This window comes from Virgibacillus sp. LDC1, assembly GCF_025792345.1.
Classification (GTDB): Bacteria; Bacillota; Bacilli; order Paenibacillales; family Paenibacillaceae; genus Paenibacillus_AQ; species Paenibacillus_AQ lautus.
This window is the reverse complement of record NZ_JAOXLZ010000001.1, coordinates 3,827,043-3,844,072: the sequence shown is the minus strand read 5'-3', so window position 1 is coordinate 3,844,072 and position 17,030 is coordinate 3,827,043. Positions and strand designations below refer to the sequence as shown.

Below are 17,030 nucleotides of genomic sequence, written 5' to 3'. Positions count from 1 at the left end.
GAACAGCTACATATGAAAGAGAAGCCGTCCGTTTATTCGGGCGGTTTTTTGATGTTACAGCAATTATATATTCCGGGGGGTCCCGGCAAAATCTTGACTGGACTTTAGGCGCAAGGCCCGGTTTTTGAGGAGGGATTTTGTTACGGGAAAAGAACCGCGTTTACGTTTGATCCCGTTCAATATGGGTAAAAACAATAGCGAAGGGCTTTTTATGAGAATAAGAAGCCGCGTCGAACGCATCCTATGAGAGGTAGTTTGAGATACTGACCTGAAAGGAGAAATGTTCATATGCCACAAGATCAACAGAAACAAACATTGCCGCCCCAGCATCAGGATCACAGACCCGGAACCGAATCGGAGATGCACCCAAAACCGGAGTTTGAAAGCAACGAGTACAAAGCAGCCGGTAAGTTACAAGGAAAGGTTGCGCTAATTACCGGAGGCGACAGCGGAATCGGCCGTGCGGTTGCGGTCCACTATGCCAAGGAAGGCGCGGACGTATCCATTGTGTATTTGAGCGAGCACAAGGATGCGGAAGAGACCAAGCGTCAAGTGGAGCAGGAAGGCCGTAAATGCCTGCTTATCGCCGGCGATGTTGGCGACGATGCGTTTTGCCGCGATGCGGTCACCGAAACCGTGGAGAAACTTGGGAAGCTCGATATTCTTGTCAACAACGCAGCCGAACAGCATCCACAGAAGAAGATTGAGGATATTACCAAAGAACAATTGGAGCGGACATTCCGTACGAATATATTCGGCATGTTCTATCTGACGCAGGCGGCGATGCCGCATCTGTCCAAGGGAAGCTCGATTATTAATACAACCTCCATTACGGCATATCGGGGAAGTCCGCAGCTGCTAGATTATGCATCAACCAAGGGGGCTATCGTAGCCTTTACGCGTTCGTTGTCGATGAACGTGGTCGGGCAAGGAATCCGGGTGAATGCCGTTGCACCGGGACCGATCTGGACGCCGCTGATTCCTTCGACGTTCCCGCCGGATCAGGTAGCCGAGTTTGGGGCGACCCAGCCGATGAAACGTCCGGGCCAACCGGAAGAGCTGGCTCCTGCCTATGTATATCTGGCTTCAACCGACTCTTCCTATGTGAGCGGTCAAGTGATCCACGTGAATGGCGGCGAAGTCATTAACGGCTAAGACGTTTCGCTCGCTAACAACCGTTGGTTACAACATAACATGGAAAACAGAGCGGACATCCGGGGCTTCGGCCCGGATGTCCGCTATTTTATCATGGGTGAGTTTAGGAGAGGTTACGGGGCTTACGGAGAATCAGATGCTTCTAAAACCGGAAGGAAGCACGCCGGTTTCCCGGATCGCTCTGATCTGTGCCAGCGTCAAACGACGGTTGGAGCTGATAATGGATTCTGGCTCTTCGCCGCGAATAATATCATCCAGATCGGCGATGTTGGTGTTGCCGCGGAATACCCTGAATCTGCCCCTGAAATTCGTCTCCGAGAACAGGACCAGGGTTGCATTGGAACTGGTCGAGAAGAATCTCAAGCTTTCAATGTCCCCGAAAGTTCTCTCGAGATTACGGATCCCGACGTTACCACGAACTACAAATCGGCGTCCTCTGTAAAACTCGTTTCTAAACAAGGCAAGCCTTGGAAAGACCACCTGGGAGATTGAGGCTTTCATCATAGCAATCACCTCCTTTCCTTAACCAATATATGTGAGATTCATAGATTGGTATGGTCGATGCGACGGGGAAAATCAACACATTTTCTCTACTCTTTCATTTTTTGAAGTAAACCCTTTCATGTGCGAAATGATATGATATGATAACAATATTGGCCGTTTATAATGATTCTTTTTTGCTATCATGTCAGGGTTATGAAAGAGAGGAGTTTACCAACGTTATGAAATTATTTGAAGAGAGCATGTATCGACTGATTGTAGAAACCTCCACGAATTTGCCCGGGGATGTGCGAAGAGCAGTCAACCGCGGGCGAGCGTCTGAGGATGCGGCAACGCGAGCGGGGCTGGCACTGGCAACGATCGCTCAAAATATTGAGATGGCCGAGCAGGAAGTATCGCCGATCTGCCAGGATACCGGCATGCCAACATTCATCGTGCATACCCCGGTGGGTGCGAACCAAATCGAGATGAAGAAGGCGATTTACTCCGCAGTGATTCGTGCCACGAAGGATGGCAAGCTGCGTCCAAACTCGGTGGATTCGTTGACTGGCGCTAACAGCGGGGATAATCTCGGTCCTGGTACGCCCGTCATCCATTTCGAGCAATGGGAGCAGGATAAGGTGGATGTCCGTCTCATCCTGAAAGGGGGCGGCTGCGAGAACAAAAACATCCAGTACAGTCTTCCTGCAGAGCTTGAAGGGTTGGGGAAAGCGGGCCGCGATCTGGACGGAATCCGCAAATGCATCATGCATGCGGTGTATCAAGCTCAAGGACAGGGCTGCAGCGCCGGATTTATCGGCGTAGGCATTGGAGGCGACCGGACGACCGGTTACGAGCTTGCGAAGCATCAGCTGTTCCGTCATGTGGAAGATGTGAATCCGAATGAAGATTTGGCGAAGCTCGAAGATTACATATTGGAAAATGCAAATAAGCTGGGGATCGGCACGATGGGCTTTGGCGGAGAAGTTACGCTGCTCGGCTGCAAGATCGGTGCGATGAACCGTTTGCCGGCAAGCTTTTTTGTATCGGTTGCTTATAACTGCTGGGCATTCCGCCGTCAAGGCGTATTGGTTGAACCGGAAACCGGGGAGATCACAGACTGGCTGTATGAAGCGGGCAGCGAGGTGCAGATGAACGCAAATTCCGAAACGGCTGTTTCTCAAGCCGAGGACTCCGGACCCAGTGATTCCAAGAGCCGCGAGGTGGTCCTGCAGACGCCAATCAGCGAGGAGCAAATTCGTTCCCTGCGCGTTGGGGATGTGGTGGTTATCCGAGGCGAGATGCATACCGGACGGGATGCGCTTCATAAATACCTGATGGATCACGATGCTCCTATCGATTTGAACGGATCCGTGATTTATCACTGCGGCCCGGTTATGATGCAGGATGAAGAGGGATGGCATGTCAAGGCGGCAGGCCCGACAACCAGCATTCGTGAGGAACCGTACCAGGGCGATATTTTGAAAAAATTCGGCATTCGCGCGGTCATCGGAAAAGGCGGCATGGGTCCCAAGACGCTTGAAGCGCTGCAGGAGCATGGCGGCGTGTATCTGAATGCGATCGGCGGGGCCGCCCAGTATTATGCGAGATGCATCAAAAAAGTAAACGGCGTGGATTTCATGGAGTTTGGCATTCCGGAAGCGATGTGGCATTTGGAGGTCGATGGCTTTGCCGCCATCGTCACGATGGATTCGCACGGAAACAGCCTGCATGCCGATGTGAGCAAGGATTCGGCACAGAAGCTGGCCATGTTTAAAGATCCGGTGTTCTCCTAATCCATAGCATATGAAGAAGCATTGATTGGCCACAATGAGCCGGTCGATGCTTTTTTGTTGAGCTTGGGATTGGGACTCTTATTTCGAATTTTCGTTGCGGTTTTCGCACGCTCCGGTTTATGATGAAAGTCAAATACGTCAATTCAGTCATAGGAGGAAACAGGTGAGAAGTTTTGGACTGGCCTTTGCATCTTGGTTTGAAAAGTACACCTTTCTCTTGATTCCCGGCTCGCTGGTGCTAGGCTGGCTGCTTTCGGATGTTTTGCTGGACTTTGTTCACTGGATTCCTTATCTATTCGGTTATATCACGCTGGTTATGGCGCTTGGCTGTGGGATCCGTCATCTGCAAGGGGTTCTAAAACGCCCCCTTGCCGTTATGTTAACGCTCTTTCTTGCCCATGCGGCAGCTCCGTTGCTTGCCTATGGACTGGGCTCGGCCGTGTTTGGTGCGCATTCGGATTATACGATCGGCTTGCTGTTATTTGCGATCATTCCGCTGGGAATATCCTCGGTGATGTGGGTCGGTAGCTCCGGCGGCAGCGTTCCGTTCATCTTAGCGGTGGTCGTGCTGGATACCATACTCAGTCCGCTAGTCGTCCCGGCTTTGATGGATATGTTTATCGGGGATGCGCTGGTTACCTGGAATGCGTCTGAGCTGATTCTCGATTTGCTGACGATGGTGGTATTGCCCACTCTGATCGGGGTGATGCTGTATGAAGGTTCCAAAGGACGGATTAAAGACTGGTCGGCTCCCGTAGCCCAGCCGATATCGAAGCTGTTTTTTATGCTTGTGGTTATGCTGAATGCAGCAGCCATCGCTCCCCATGCAGCAGGCATGAAAGAGGAGATGCTGGTGGTCGTCCCGGTTGTCTTCACGCTGATTGTGATCTGTTATTTGCTTGGTTATTTTGGCTCATATGCGATGCTGGGACCGACACGAGAAATGCAAATTACATTTACATACGCGTCCGGAATGCGTAATATATCACTCGGGATGGTGCTGGCTACAACTTATTTCTCACCCCAGGCTTCGATCCCGGTAGTGCTGGGCATTATGTTCCAGCAGCCGGCGGCAACCATCATTCATGCGTTATTTCACCGAAGACGCACACGGACGGTAAGTTATCCAAAATGACCACGCGGCAGAAAGAGGAGAGACCATGAGGCAGTATCGCAATCGTTTGACTCTAATTATGCTTACTTTAATTGGGTTATCTATGCTCGCGGCAGGACTGGCTATGGTGACGGTATTCAAGCAGTCCCATATTCAGCTGCTGGAGGACAATATGGTCCGGGAGATACGGCTTCTGCAGACCATGATGGAGTTTCCGGATACGGACAGCGCGGATGCTCTTTCGTATTATACCAACAGATCCGTGCAGCTTGAGGAACTGTCCGATGCGAGAGTGACGTTTATACTGAAGGATGGTAAGGTGATCGGGGACTCGGAGAGTGATCCGTTAACCATGGATAACCACGCTAATCGTGAGGAGATGCTTGAAGCCGTAAAAGAAGGCCGCGGGAGTACCATTCGTCGGAGCGATACGCTTGAGCAGGACATGCTGTACGTCGCTCTTCCGGTCAAGGCCGGAGAGAATTTCGACGGATTCGTCAGATTGTCCGTCAGTCTCAAGGAAGTGGACCAGGGAGTCAAACAAGGCTGGACTGTGATGGGGATCGGCCTGCTGGTGCTGTTCTTGATTGCTGCCTTGGTGAGTTATCGCGTTGCCAAGGGCTTGACATCGCCGCTGGAGAAGATCACGCGCGTAGCCAGACGGATATCGCGCCTAGAATATGATGCGAGGGTGAAGATTCACCGTAAAGACGAGATCGGTCAATTGGCGCAAGCCATTAACGGAATGGCCGACAGCCTACAGACCCAGCTGCGGACGATACGGGATAATGAAGATTTGCTGCAAAGCGTTCTAAACAATATGACAGGCGGTATTGTCATGGTGAGCGGGGCAGGCCAGATCATTCTTGTGAACCGTGCTGCCGAGAAAATGCTCGGGATTAATGCCGAAGTGATAACAGGCAAATCGTACCGTGAGCTCAAGCAGCATTATGAATTGACCAAACTGATGGAGGAAGGCCTGGAGAGCAAGGAAGGCTTCCATGAGGAGCGCAACATTTATTATCCGGTGGAATCGATCATCCGCCTGGATGGGGTTGCGATGATGCAAGAGGAAGAGCAGGAGTCTTATCGAGGCATGCTGTTCCTGCTGCAGGATGTAAGTGATATCCGCAGACTTGAACGCATGCGGAGCGAATTCGTAGCCAACGTATCTCACGAGCTGAAGACTCCGCTTGCCGCGGTTAAAGGGTTTGCCGAAACGCTGCTTGGCGGCGGGGTTACTGATGAGAAGACATCGCGCTCCTTCCTCCAGATTATCTATGACGAGTCCGAACGGCTGAACCGGCTGATCGGTGACATTCTGGAGCTGTCCAAGATCGAATCCAAGCGGATTCAGATGGATTACTCGCCGATTCATCTGTCGGCGTTCTTTGATACGATATCCGAAATGATGCGCACGGTCGCGGAGAAGAAGCGGATCAGCCTGGAGCTCGACATTCCGGAAGAGCTGTTTATGGAGGGGGACGAGGACAAGCTCCGCCAGATTTTTATGAATCTGCTCTCGAATGCGATCAGTTACACGCAAGAAGGCGGACGAGTAAAATTAACGGCTCGTGAAAAGCATAGTAATGGGAATGCCGAGGATATTGTGGAATTCATTGTTAAGGATTCCGGGATTGGCATTCCGAAGAAAGACCTTCCCCGTATATTTGAACGATTCTATCGGGTGGATAAAGCGCGTTCGCGCGGATCAGGCGGAACGGGGCTTGGACTATCGATCGTGAAGCATCTGGTGGATCTTCATCACGGAACCATCAAGGTGGAGAGCGAGCTGGGAATCGGCAGCTCCTTCATCATTGAGCTCCCGGTATTGCAGGAAACGGCCGATACAGGAAGTTAACACTCCGTTAACATTCTGTTGATATACTTGCATGAGCAGTCCAATTATCAAGATAAGGGCGGGGGTAACATTGACGCAACGCATGCTTGTTATTGAAGATGAGCCGACACTTTCGCGGCTGTTGTCCTACAATCTGACACAGGAAGGCTTTCAAGTCGAGGTAGAGGAACACGGTACCGCAGGTTACGAGAAAGCGTCGCATCATGAATATGATCTGATTCTGCTGGATGTCATGCTGCCTGGCATGAACGGCTTTCAGATTTTGGAGAAGCTTCGCAGCAACGGAATTACCACGCCGATCATCATTCTGACCGCGAAGAACGCCGAGGAGGAAGTTGTTCAAGGCCTGAAGATGGGGGCGGATGACTATATTACCAAGCCATTTGGCGTATCTGAGCTGCTGGCCCGTGTATCGGCCGTCATGCGCCGGGTGTCCGGTCACGCCGATGAGGTAAAGACGACAGACCATCAAGGAAATGTCATTTCACTTGGACAGCTGGAAATCTATCCTGAGAAATACGAGGTCCGGCTTGGCGGTCAGAGCATTAATCTCCGGCCGAAAGAATTTGAGGTGCTGCTCTACCTGGCCAAAAAACCGGGCGTAGTGTTAACGAGGGATGATCTGATGAACGTGGTCTGGGGCTTCGATTATATCGGCGGTCAGCGAACCGTGGACGTTCATGTGAGTTCCCTGCGCAAGAAGCTTGAGCTCGATCCTGAATCTGTACACATTGACTCCATTCGCGGGGTTGGTTATAAACTCGTAGTGAATCCGAAAAAAGGCTCCCATCATTCCGTTTGAAATGATGAGGGGTCTTTTTTTTGGGTCTTTGGTCAGATTCTGACCTGTCTAATGTCTCATATCCCGGCCATGATCCTTCCGTAGTTTACACTCCCTTAATCATTCGAGTATATTCCCATAATACTTGTCCGGTAAGATGCGTCTAAAGGACCAGATGAAGAAGGGGTGAAGGCGCATGACACTGCTTCAAACCAAACCGAATCAGACAGAGAGAATGAAGATGGAGGTAGAGCCGGAACTTGATGAACAAGTAACAAGCGAGCCTGAAGCAGGCGCATTATATCGGCATTACATAAGAAGGGTCCCTGTTATAAGAAAATCTGAATCCTGCCTCGATGTGCTGAATGTGTTTGCGAAGGACCACCGTATTCCGTGCGTTATTTATTGCGATGAGGCAGATACACCGGCAGGACTGATCATGCGGGATGTCTTTTACCAGCGAATGATGGGCAGGTTTGCCGTTGACCTGTATTACTCCAAGCCCGCCTTTCAGTTTGCGGACCATCAACCGATGCGTGTCGATATTTTCGAGAAGGTCGGAACGCTGCTGGAATGGTCCCTGCAGCGCCCGGATTCAAAATTTTACGATTGTGTCCTGATCACGGAGGCTGACCGGCTGCTGGGCGTGCTTACCGTCCGGGATCTGATGAGTCTGTCCAGCGGGCTTCAAGCGGAAGCGGAAGAGAAGCGGGAACTGATCCTGCAGGAAAGCTACCGGCATACTCGGAACATTCAATCCTCGTTAACTGAAGTCCGAACGGCAGCAGCGAGAACAAACTCGGAATGTATACGCATGAGGGAGTGGTCACAAACCGGGAAGGAGAAATTGGATCTTGTCCGAACCTCGTACCTTGGCCTTGTGGAGGATATGACGAAGCGTGAAGGCCAGGCCTCCGAGCTCGCTGCCGATGCCAGCCGAATATTTTCCATCACCGGCATGATTACCGAGCTTGCAAACCAAAGCAGTCTGCTGGCCATGAATGCCTCGATTGAAGCCGCACATGCCGGCGAGCATGGGCGGGGATTTCAAGTGGTTGCGGCAGAGGTACAATCGCTGGCAAAACAAACGCGCAAGCTGTCAGGGGACATATCGCAGCTGCTCGAGCACATCCAGCGCCTGGTAGCAGATACAGCCAAGGGGGCAGTTTCATCGCTTAGGGAAATCCAATCCTGCGAGGGGTATGTAACGGAAGGTGCCCAGATGTTTAATGAGATGGACAATGCCGTTCAAGAGGTTCAGAAGTCCGGTAATCACGTTTATCAACTGGCCGAGGAAACCGTGAAGCGTGTGGAGCGGGTCAAGGATGAGCTTGCCGGAATGAACACCGGTGAAAATTCGATCATGGAAGAAAGTTCGAATCTATAACTCTACTTTTATTAAATATTTTACACTGCGTTTACATTTCTCAGAAACTGCTATTACATTCCGGGATTAATATCAATATTGTAAGTAGGAAGTAGAGACAACAACCATTTTGAAGGAGTGGATTCGTTTGTTTAAAAGAAGGGGTCGTAAACCAGCAGGTATTCTCGTATTGGTGTTAATGCTGAGCACGCTTTTGGCGGCATGCGGAGGAGGAACAACTTCCGGCGGTGCTTCCGGAGAAACTACAGACAACGGTTCAGCACAGCAAAACGAAGGAAGTACTGCAACAGCTTTGTCAGGAACGATTGAAATTGACGGTTCCAGCACACTGCACCCGTTAACCGAAGCGATTGCTGAAGAGTTCGGCGCAGCTAACCCGGATGTCCGCATTCCGATTGGAACAGGCGGAACAGGTGGCGGATTCAAACGCTTCAATAATGGAGAGATTCCAATTTCCAATGCATCCCGTCCAATTAAAGACAGTGAAGCTGAAGAAGCAAAATCCAAAGGCATTACCTATCATGAGGTCCTGGTAGCTTATGACGGATTGTCCGTTGTTGTTAACCCAGACAATGATTTCGTAGATAAATTGAGCGTAGATGAGCTTAAGAAAATTTATGAGCCGAACAGCACTGTAAAAACATGGGCTGACGTTCGTGAAGGATGGCCGGCAGAGGAAATCAAAATTTACTCGCCAGGTACAGACCACGGAACATTCGATTACTTCACAGAAGCGATCAACGGTGAAGCGCAAGCAAGCAGAAACGATAGCCAAATTACGTTCAGTGCCGATACAAACGCAGTTGTACAAGGGGTTGCCGGCGACAAGAACTCCATCGGATACTTCGGATTCTCGTTCTATGAAGAGAACCAAGACAAATTGAAGCTGGTTCCGATCGATAACGGTACGGCTACCGTAGCTCCAAGCATGGAAACGATCAAGGATAACAGTTATGCTCCATTGTCCCGTCCGCTGCTGCTCTATGTTAACGATAAAGAGCTTGAGCGTCCAGAAGTGAATGCGTTCATGAACTTCTACCTTGATAATGCCGCTAGTCTTGCTGGCGAAGTTGGTTTCGTACCGCTTCAAGATGAACAGTACAAAGAAGAAAAAGACAAGTTGGCAAAATAATTTAAAGACTACATGCCCGAAGGGAATCCTTCGGGCAACCGATAGAAAGGGAAGAGGAGAATGAACAAAACTTCACCCGTGGCGGTAAACACAAAAAGCATGACATTCCGTCGAAGCAAAACGCGCACCTCAGACAAAATCATTCCAATCCTGCTCGGCTTGTGTGCCATGCTTTCGGTGTTTACTACCATCGGTATTGTATATACGCTTCTACAGGAATCCGTGATCTTCTTCAAGGAAGTACCGGTATGGTCCTTTCTGACAGGAACGACATGGAGTCCGATTCTCCCTCCAAAAGAATTCGGCGTGCTGCCCCTGCTGGGCGGCACATTGCTGATTACAGGCATTGCGATCTTATTCGCAGTGCCTATCGGCTTGGCATGCGCTATTTATCTTAATGAATACGCTCCTGCCCGGGTTCGGGGGGTTGTAAAGCCAGTGCTCGAGGTATTGGCTGGTGTACCAACGATTGTTTATGGATATTTTGCGCTTGAAACGGTAACGCCATTCCTTCAAAAGATTTTTCCCGATATGGGTATATTTAATGCGCTAAGTGCGGGTATTGTGGTAGGGATCATGGTCCTGCCTATGATTTCGTCTCTAAGTGAAGATGCGATGCGCGCGGTACCTAAAAGCCTTCGTCACGGAGCATACGCGCTGGGTGCTACCCGATTTGAGGTTGCGCTGAAAATTGTGCTGCCTGCCGCTCTGTCGGGGGTCGTATCATCCTTCGTATTGGCATTCTCGCGCGCGATTGGCGAAACGATGATCGTAACGGTTGCGGCCGGCGCTACGCCGCAGCTGACGCTGAATCCGCTGGATAGCATTCAGACGATGACTTCTTATATCGTTCAGGTAAGTATGGGTGATGTTCCGCGCGGAACGATTGAATACGGCACGATTTTTGCGGTAGGTCTGACCTTGTTTGTCATCACCTTCTTGCTTAATATATTGGCGCAGTGGGTCGCTCGCCGCTTCAGGGAGGAATACTAGATGGAACAATTGAATCTGGGAGATAGCAAAGGAATCAACCGGAGACGCCGTAGTGACCAGACGCTGCACATGATATTCCTGGCTTGTACCAGTATCGGTATTCTTGCCTTGATGGCTTTGATTGTCACGATCGTGATGGATGGTGTTCACAGACTCTCACCTGATCTGTTCACCAACTTTCCGTCACGTATTGCGGATAAAGCAGGACTGAAATCGCCGATTGTCGGCACGGTTTATCTGCTTCTGCTCATGGCTCCGCTGTCCTTCGTATTAGGCGTGGGCGCAGCGATCTTTCTCGAAGAGTATGCAGGACGCAGCCGCTGGGTTCGGCTGATTCAGCTGAATATCAGTACGCTTGCAGGGGTTCCTTCTATTATATACGGTATCCTGGGACTGGCGATTTTTGTACGCGGCATGAATCTTGGCCGCAGCCTGCTCTCCGGGGTATTAACGATGACGCTGCTGGTGCTGCCGATTATTATCGTTGCCGCTCAGGAGGCGCTTCGCGCCGTGCCTAAGAACCGGCGCGATGCTTCTTATGCGCTGGGCGCAACGAAATGGCAAACGGTATCCAGCGCCGTGCTCCCGTCAGCGATTCCAGGAATTATGACCGGGGTTATCCTGGCTTTGTCTCGTGCGATCGGCGAAACCGCACCGCTGATCATGATTGGTGCCTTAACGTACGTGGCCTTCTTGCCGGAAAATCTGCTCGATTCGTTTACTGTCATGCCGATCCAGATCTTTAACTGGGTATCAAGACCAAGTGAGGCTTTCCACGAACTGGCGGCTTCGGGTATTATTCTGTTGCTCATCATGCTGTTCATCATGAACATTGCAGCCGTATGGATCCGGAACAAGTATTCGAAGAACATCTAAGATACGCATAAGCAGATCTAATCGTGAAAAAGGAGACATGAATAAGATATGGAATCCATCATACAGATTAAGAAATTAAACCTTTACTACGACACGTACCATGCGCTTAAGAACGTGGATCTGGACATTCCGGAGAAAACGGTGACGGCGTTCATCGGACCGTCGGGCTGTGGTAAGTCAACGCTGCTGCGTACGCTGAATCGGATGAACGACATGATTCCTTCCACACGGATTGAAGGCAGCGTGCAAATCGGCGGGACCGAAATCTACAGCGAGGAAGTCCACGTTGAAGCCCTGCGCAAGCAGGTAGGGATGGTATTCCAGCAGCCGAACCCGTTTCCTAAATCGATCTATGACAACATCGCCTACGGGCCTCGTCTCCACGGGATCCGCAGTAAAGCGGAGCTTGATCAAATCGTGGAACAAAGCTTGAAACAAGCCGTGCTGTGGGATGAAGTCAAAGATTATCTCAAGCGGTCCGCGCTGAGCTTGTCCGGCGGCCAACAGCAGCGTCTGTGCATTGCCCGGGCACTTGCCGTACAGCCGGATATCCTGCTGATGGACGAAGCCACGTCCGCGCTGGACCCGATCTCGACACTGAAGATCGAAGAGCTGGTGCAAGAGCTGAAGAGCAAATATACCATCGTCATGGTTACGCACAATATGCATCAGGCTGCACGCGTATCCGGGCAGACGGTATTTTTCCTGAATGGCGAAGTGGTTGAATCCGCAAACACCGATACGCTGTTCTCGACACCGTCGGATGCACGTACCGAGGATTATATCTCGGGCCGTTTCGGTTAAGCCATTATCACGACTATGATCTTTCTTAAAAGTAGATAGGAGGAGCATCACATATGATCCGGAGAATTGAGTTTGATCAGCAGCTTGATGAGCTGAAAACCTTGCTGCAGGATATGGGCAAGCATATGGAGGAGGCACTGGCAAGCAGCGTAGAGTCTCTCCAGACCTTGGATGCGGAGAAAGCGCAGGCGGTTATCAAGAATGATGTGCAGTTAAACACAATGGAAGAGCAGATCATGGACATCGGCTCCCGCTTGATCGTGACCCAGCAGCCTGTGGCGAAGGATTTGCGCCGGATTTTGGTTGCTTTCCGAATCGCCAGCGATTTGGAGCGTATGGGAGACTTGGCTCGGGATGTCGCTAAAGTTACGATCCGTCTGCAAGGCCAGAAACTGATCAAGCCTTTGGTGGATCTTCCGCGGATGTCGGATTTGGTGCGTGCGATGGTTTCGGAATCCATCGAGTCCTATCTGACGGAAAATACGGATCTGGCTTATAAAATGGCCCAGGATGACGATCAGGTCGATCATTTGTACAGCGTCATTCTGCAGGATCTGTATGCGCATCTAACCTCCGATCCGGATTCGGCCAATCAGGCGATGCTGCTGATCATGGTGGGCCGCTACATTGAACGGATCGCCGACCATGCGACGAACATTGGCGAGAGCACCGTGTACCTTGTAACGGGTCACCGTCCCGACCTCAATCAATAGCATAATGAATTAGTCAAACGCTGGCGAAAGCTGGCGTTTTTTTGCGAGAATTTAGAAAATTCCAGCGAAGCGGAAGCAATTCTTTAATCGCATTTATATATTGGGGGCTTCCGCAAAGTATTTGGAATAAGCATCGAAGCACAGGCTCCACTTTGTGGGGTTATTTTGCGTATGATTAGGAAATCATCGTGAATCGAACGGATTGTTCGGAATTGACGGTAACCTATGTTATCATGTGGAAAGGAAGTTATATTGGTGCGAGGTGTTCTATGGACAAGCTGATTTTAATTGATGGAAATAATATCATTTACCGGGCATTCTTCGCGATGCCGCCGCTGACTAATGCCAGCGGACAGCAGACGAATGCGGTTTACGGCTTTACAACCATGCTGCTTCGCTTGATTGAGGAGCATAAGCCGACCCATATGATGGTCGCATTCGACGCAGGCAAGGAAACGTTCCGGCATGCGGATTTTCAGGATTACAAGGGTGGTCGCCAGAAGACACCTCCCGAGCTCTCCGGACAATTCCCTTTGCTGAAGGAGCTGCTGAAAGGCCTAGGCGTATCCCAGTTTGAAATCGGCGGTTATGAGGCCGATGACATTATCGGCACCATTACCCGTCAGGCTGACGAAGCCGGCCGGAAGGTGATGGTCGTATCCGGGGATAAGGATATGCTGCAGCTGGCTTCGGAGCATACTACGATCGCGATGGTCCGCAAGGGCGTTACCGATATCGAGTATTACGGACCAGAACAGATTAAGGAGCGATATAACCTGACGCCTGATCAGATTATCGACCTTAAGGGACTAATGGGCGATGCTTCCGATAACATTCCCGGTGTTCCTGGAGTGGGTGAGAAGACTGCCCTGAAGCTGCTTCATGAATTTGGGTCCGTTGAAGCCGTGGTGTCACGCACAGATGAACTGAAGGGCAAGATGAAGGAGAAAATCGAAGAGCATGCCGATTCCGCCATACTCAGCAAGAAGCTGGCTACGATCTTCCGCGAAGTACCGCTGGAGCAGTCGCTGGATGAAATGGCATTTACAGGCCTGAATGAAGAGACGGCAGGACCTGCACTGGCGAAGCTGGAGTTTAAATCGCTAATTGAACGGTTAAACCTGAGCACAAGCGGAATGGGCGGAGATGCGGCTGAATCGAAGCCCGAAGCGAAGATTGACGTGACCCTTGTGGACACGAAGGGGCTTAAGGAGGTTGCCGATAATCTGACCCAGGTGACCGTACTCCATGTAGAGACGCATGGGGACAACCCTCATCATGCCGAGGTGATCGGACTCGCGCTCGCTACAGAGGAACGACAGTACTTCATACCGTTTGAGGTTCTGAAGTCGGAAGAGGCAGAGCCTGTCCGTACTTGGCTTGCCGACAGCGAGATCCCTAAACGCGGTTATGATCTGCACCGCATTGATCTGGCCCTCCATTGGCAGGGCATCGCTTTTGCCGGCGCGGCATTCGACGTTCATCTGGCTGCATACCTGCTGGACCCGACCGAATCCAATCAAAGCCTTAGCGGCCTGGCCTCCAAATACGGGCTTGCGTATCTTCAAGCCGATGAGGACGTGTTCGGTAAAGGAGCAAAGTACAAGGTTCCCGATATGGAGAAGCTCAGCGAGCACATGGCCAGAAAATGTTTGGCCGTATCCGAATTGGTACCTGTTCAGGAGAAGGAGCTGGCTGCCAACGAAATGCTGCCGCTGTTCCATGAGCTGGAGATGCCGCTGTCCCGCATTCTGGCCGATATGGAGAAGCAGGGCATTGCCGTTAATGCGGAGGCTTTGAAGGAGCTGGGTCGCGAGTTTGAAGAACAGATCGAGAAGCTCGTTCATGAGATTTATGAGATTGCCGGGACGGAATTCAATCTCAATTCGCCTAAACAGCTGGGCGAAATTCTGTTTGTGAAACTGGAGCTTCCGGTCATCAAGAAGACCAAAACCGGTTATTCTACCGATGCCGAGGTGCTGGAGAAGCTTGCGCCTTATCACGATATTGTCCGCTTGATTCTGAAGTATCGTACCTTGGCCAAGCTGCAATCCACCTATGTGGAAGGTCTTCTGAAGGAGATTTCATCACAGACTGGTAAAGTGCACACGTACTATCGCCAGACGATTGCCGCAACGGGGCGTCTGAGCAGCCAATACCCGAATTTGCAGAACATTCCGATCCGTCTGGAGGAGGGCCGCAAGCTGCGCAAGGTCTTCGTTCCGTCCGAGCCGGGCTGGAGCATTTTGGCGGCGGACTACTCCCAGATTGAGCTGCGCGTGCTTGCGCATATCTCGGATGATGAGCGGCTGAAGGAAGCCTTCGTCCACGATATGGACATCCACACCAAGACGGCGATGGACGTGTTTGGAGTCGGCGTGGATGAGGTGGACTCCAATATGCGCCGATCCGCGAAGGCGGTTAACTTCGGCATTGTGTATGGAATCAGCGACTATGGCTTGTCCCAGAACCTGAATATTACCCGGAAGGAAGCCGCGGCGTTCATCGACCAGTATTTCGAGGTATTCCAGGGTGTGCGGCGTTATATGGACGTGATCGTCAAGCAGGCGAAGCAAGACGGCTATGTGAAAACATTGCTTGAACGCAGACGCTATCTGCCAGAGATTAACGCCAGCAACTTTAACCTGCGGTCTTTTGCCGAGCGGACGGCGATGAATACGCCGATTCAGGGAACCGCTGCGGACATTATCAAGCTGGCCATGGTCCATATGGACAAGGCGCTGCATGATCGTCAATTGAAGAGCCGCATGCTGCTTCAGGTGCATGATGAATTGGTGTTCGAGGTGCCGGAGGATGAGCTGGAGATCATGAAGGAATTGGTGCCGGACGTGATGAGTCAGGCACTGAAGCTGTCGGTACCGCTGAAATCGGAAGTCAGCTATGGCGAGAACTGGTACGAAGCGAAGTAAAGCTGCACACGGTGCCAGCCGATAGAGGATTGTTTATAGGGATCATGGCGTGAAGAGGGGGGCCATATGCACCATACCTTTCCACAAAACCATGGTCCCGCTCTGTCCCAACTTCCGGTATAATGGGAGATGAGGTGAAGTCATTATGCCGGAATTGCCGGAAGTAGAAACCGTGAAACGAACACTTAACCAATTGATTAAAGGTAAGCATATAGATCATGTATCCGTACATCTGCCGCGGATTATTCAGCGTCCTGACGATATTGAGGCCTTTGCGTTTATGTTGAAGGATCATACCGTGGAAGGCGTAGAGCGCCGCGGGAAATTTTTGCGGATATTGCTGGACGGACTGGTGATCGTGTCGCATCTTCGGATGGAAGGGCGTTACGGGCTGTACCCTGCCGAGGAGCCGGTGGAGAAGCACACCCATGTCATATTCCATTTCTCGGACGGCACGGAGCTGCGCTATAAGGACGTACGCCAATTCGGAACGATGCATCTCTTTGCAACAGGGGAAGAGTTCCAGCATGCTCCGCTTGCCAAGCTGGGGTATGAGCCGCTGGATGATACGTTTACATTCGGAACCTTCAAGGAAGTCATCGGCAGCAAGAAAACGAAGATTAAGGCGGTGCTGCTGAATCAGGCATATGTGGTCGGCATCGGCAATATATATGTCGATGAGGCATTGTTTCGAGCCAAGATTCATCCGGAGCGTAATGCTAACAGCCTGAAGGATGCCGAGCTCAAGCGACTGTATCATGCGATTGTGGATACACTGTCCGAAGCCGTAGACGCGGGTGGATCTTCCATAAAGTCCTATGTCAATGGACAGGGTGAAATGGGGATGTTCCAGCATAGTCATCAGATTTACGGACGGAAGGACAAGCCGTGTCATACATGCGGCGGACCGATTCATAAGATCGTGGTTGGCGGACGGGGGACCCATTTCTGCCCGAAGTGTCAGCCGGTAAAGAAGTAATCCAATAGGCGTGCACCCATTCCTTTCCC

Annotated in this window: 14 protein-coding genes; 13 read left to right on the top strand and 1 reads right to left on the bottom strand. The window is 51.1% G+C overall.

Annotated features, from left to right (window positions below):
* Positions 1-288: 288 nt before the first annotated feature.
* On the top strand, positions 289-1,155 hold the full coding sequence (locus OHJ21_RS17270; protein ID WP_127593303.1) for an SDR family oxidoreductase: 867 nt from the start codon (positions 289-291) through the stop codon (positions 1,153-1,155).
* A 132-nt stretch (positions 1,156-1,287) separates the two neighbouring features.
* On the opposite strand, the gene OHJ21_RS17265 is transcribed toward OHJ21_RS17270, so the two are convergent.
* Positions 1,288-1,659 carry a hypothetical protein gene (locus tag OHJ21_RS17265; RefSeq protein ID WP_394054277.1) on the bottom strand — a complete coding sequence of 124 codons (372 nt, stop codon included), beginning with the start codon at positions 1,657-1,659 and terminating at the stop codon, positions 1,288-1,290.
* 218 nt (positions 1,660-1,877) lie between these two features.
* Here OHJ21_RS17265 and OHJ21_RS17260 point away from each other — a divergent pair, with 218 nt between their 5' ends.
* The 12 genes from OHJ21_RS17260 to mutM all read left to right on the top strand — a co-directional run bounded on the left by OHJ21_RS17260 (position 1,878) and on the right by mutM (position 17,001).
* Positions 1,878-3,431 carry a fumarate hydratase gene (locus OHJ21_RS17260; RefSeq protein ID WP_486020663.1) on the top strand — a complete coding sequence of 518 codons (1,554 nt, stop codon included), beginning with the start codon at positions 1,878-1,880 and terminating at the stop codon, positions 3,429-3,431.
* A gap of 163 nt (positions 3,432-3,594) precedes the next feature.
* Entirely contained in the window at positions 3,595-4,566 is a 972-nt protein-coding gene (locus OHJ21_RS17255) for a bile acid:sodium symporter family protein (protein ID WP_326114482.1), read from the top strand.
* 25 nt (positions 4,567-4,591) lie between these two features.
* Positions 4,592-6,406, top strand: a complete 1,815-nt coding sequence (gene pnpS / locus OHJ21_RS17250) for a two-component system histidine kinase PnpS (protein ID WP_394054280.1) — start codon at positions 4,592-4,594, stop codon at positions 6,404-6,406.
* A gap of 70 nt (positions 6,407-6,476) precedes the next feature.
* Complete coding sequence (locus OHJ21_RS17245) at positions 6,477-7,208, top strand: response regulator transcription factor (protein WP_100538791.1); 732 nt, start codon at positions 6,477-6,479, stop codon at positions 7,206-7,208.
* Positions 7,209-7,383: 175 nt separating this feature from the next.
* The gene (locus OHJ21_RS17240; protein ID WP_486020661.1) at positions 7,384-8,574 is read left to right on the top strand and encodes a methyl-accepting chemotaxis protein; all 1,191 of its coding nucleotides are present in this window, start codon (positions 7,384-7,386) and stop codon (positions 8,572-8,574) included.
* Positions 8,575-8,701: 127 nt separating this feature from the next.
* On the top strand, positions 8,702-9,706 hold the full coding sequence (locus OHJ21_RS17235) for a PstS family phosphate ABC transporter substrate-binding protein (RefSeq protein WP_100538789.1): 1,005 nt from the start codon (positions 8,702-8,704) through the stop codon (positions 9,704-9,706).
* A 99-nt stretch (positions 9,707-9,805) separates the two neighbouring features.
* Positions 9,806-10,699 carry a phosphate ABC transporter permease subunit PstC gene (gene pstC, locus OHJ21_RS17230; RefSeq protein WP_243390879.1) on the top strand — a complete coding sequence of 298 codons (894 nt, stop codon included), beginning with the start codon at positions 9,806-9,808 and terminating at the stop codon, positions 10,697-10,699.
* Complete coding sequence (pstA, locus tag OHJ21_RS17225; RefSeq protein WP_100538787.1) at positions 10,700-11,575, top strand: phosphate ABC transporter permease PstA; 876 nt, start codon at positions 10,700-10,702, stop codon at positions 11,573-11,575.
* 48 nt (positions 11,576-11,623) lie between these two features.
* Positions 11,624-12,379 carry a phosphate ABC transporter ATP-binding protein PstB gene (pstB, locus tag OHJ21_RS17220; protein ID WP_113057485.1) on the top strand — a complete coding sequence of 252 codons (756 nt, stop codon included), beginning with the start codon at positions 11,624-11,626 and terminating at the stop codon, positions 12,377-12,379.
* A 53-nt stretch (positions 12,380-12,432) separates the two neighbouring features.
* The gene (gene phoU, locus OHJ21_RS17215) at positions 12,433-13,092 is read left to right on the top strand and encodes a phosphate signaling complex protein PhoU (RefSeq protein ID WP_100538785.1); all 660 of its coding nucleotides are present in this window, start codon (positions 12,433-12,435) and stop codon (positions 13,090-13,092) included.
* A gap of 269 nt (positions 13,093-13,361) precedes the next feature.
* Positions 13,362-16,022, top strand: a complete 2,661-nt coding sequence (gene polA, locus OHJ21_RS17210) for a DNA polymerase I (protein WP_326119303.1) — start codon at positions 13,362-13,364, stop codon at positions 16,020-16,022.
* Positions 16,023-16,167: 145 nt separating this feature from the next.
* Positions 16,168-17,001 carry a DNA-formamidopyrimidine glycosylase gene (gene mutM, locus OHJ21_RS17205; RefSeq protein ID WP_100538783.1) on the top strand — a complete coding sequence of 278 codons (834 nt, stop codon included), beginning with the start codon at positions 16,168-16,170 and terminating at the stop codon, positions 16,999-17,001.
* The last annotated feature ends 29 nt before the right edge of the window (positions 17,002-17,030 follow it).

Excerpts from the sequence above, each read along its gene's own strand:
- OHJ21_RS17270 (WP_127593303.1), top strand. The coding sequence starts at position 289 with ATGCCACAAGATCAACAGAAACAAACATTGCCGCCCCAGCATCAGGAT.
- OHJ21_RS17265 (WP_394054277.1), bottom strand. The coding sequence starts at position 1,659 with ATGATGAAAGCCTCAATCTCCCAGGTGGTCTTTCCAAGGCTTGCCTTG.
- OHJ21_RS17260 (WP_486020663.1), top strand. The coding sequence starts at position 1,878 with ATGAAATTATTTGAAGAGAGCATGTATCGACTGATTGTAGAAACCTCC.
- pnpS (WP_394054280.1), top strand. The coding sequence starts at position 4,592 with ATGAGGCAGTATCGCAATCGTTTGACTCTAATTATGCTTACTTTAATT.
- OHJ21_RS17240 (WP_486020661.1), top strand. The coding sequence starts at position 7,384 with ATGACACTGCTTCAAACCAAACCGAATCAGACAGAGAGAATGAAGATG.
- pstC (WP_243390879.1), top strand. The coding sequence starts at position 9,806 with ATGACATTCCGTCGAAGCAAAACGCGCACCTCAGACAAAATCATTCCA.
- pstA (WP_100538787.1), top strand. The coding sequence starts at position 10,700 with ATGGAACAATTGAATCTGGGAGATAGCAAAGGAATCAACCGGAGACGC.
- pstB (WP_113057485.1), top strand. The coding sequence starts at position 11,624 with ATGGAATCCATCATACAGATTAAGAAATTAAACCTTTACTACGACACG.
- phoU (WP_100538785.1), top strand. The coding sequence starts at position 12,433 with ATGATCCGGAGAATTGAGTTTGATCAGCAGCTTGATGAGCTGAAAACC.
- polA (WP_326119303.1), top strand. The coding sequence starts at position 13,362 with ATGGACAAGCTGATTTTAATTGATGGAAATAATATCATTTACCGGGCA.
- mutM (WP_100538783.1), top strand. The coding sequence starts at position 16,168 with ATGCCGGAATTGCCGGAAGTAGAAACCGTGAAACGAACACTTAACCAA.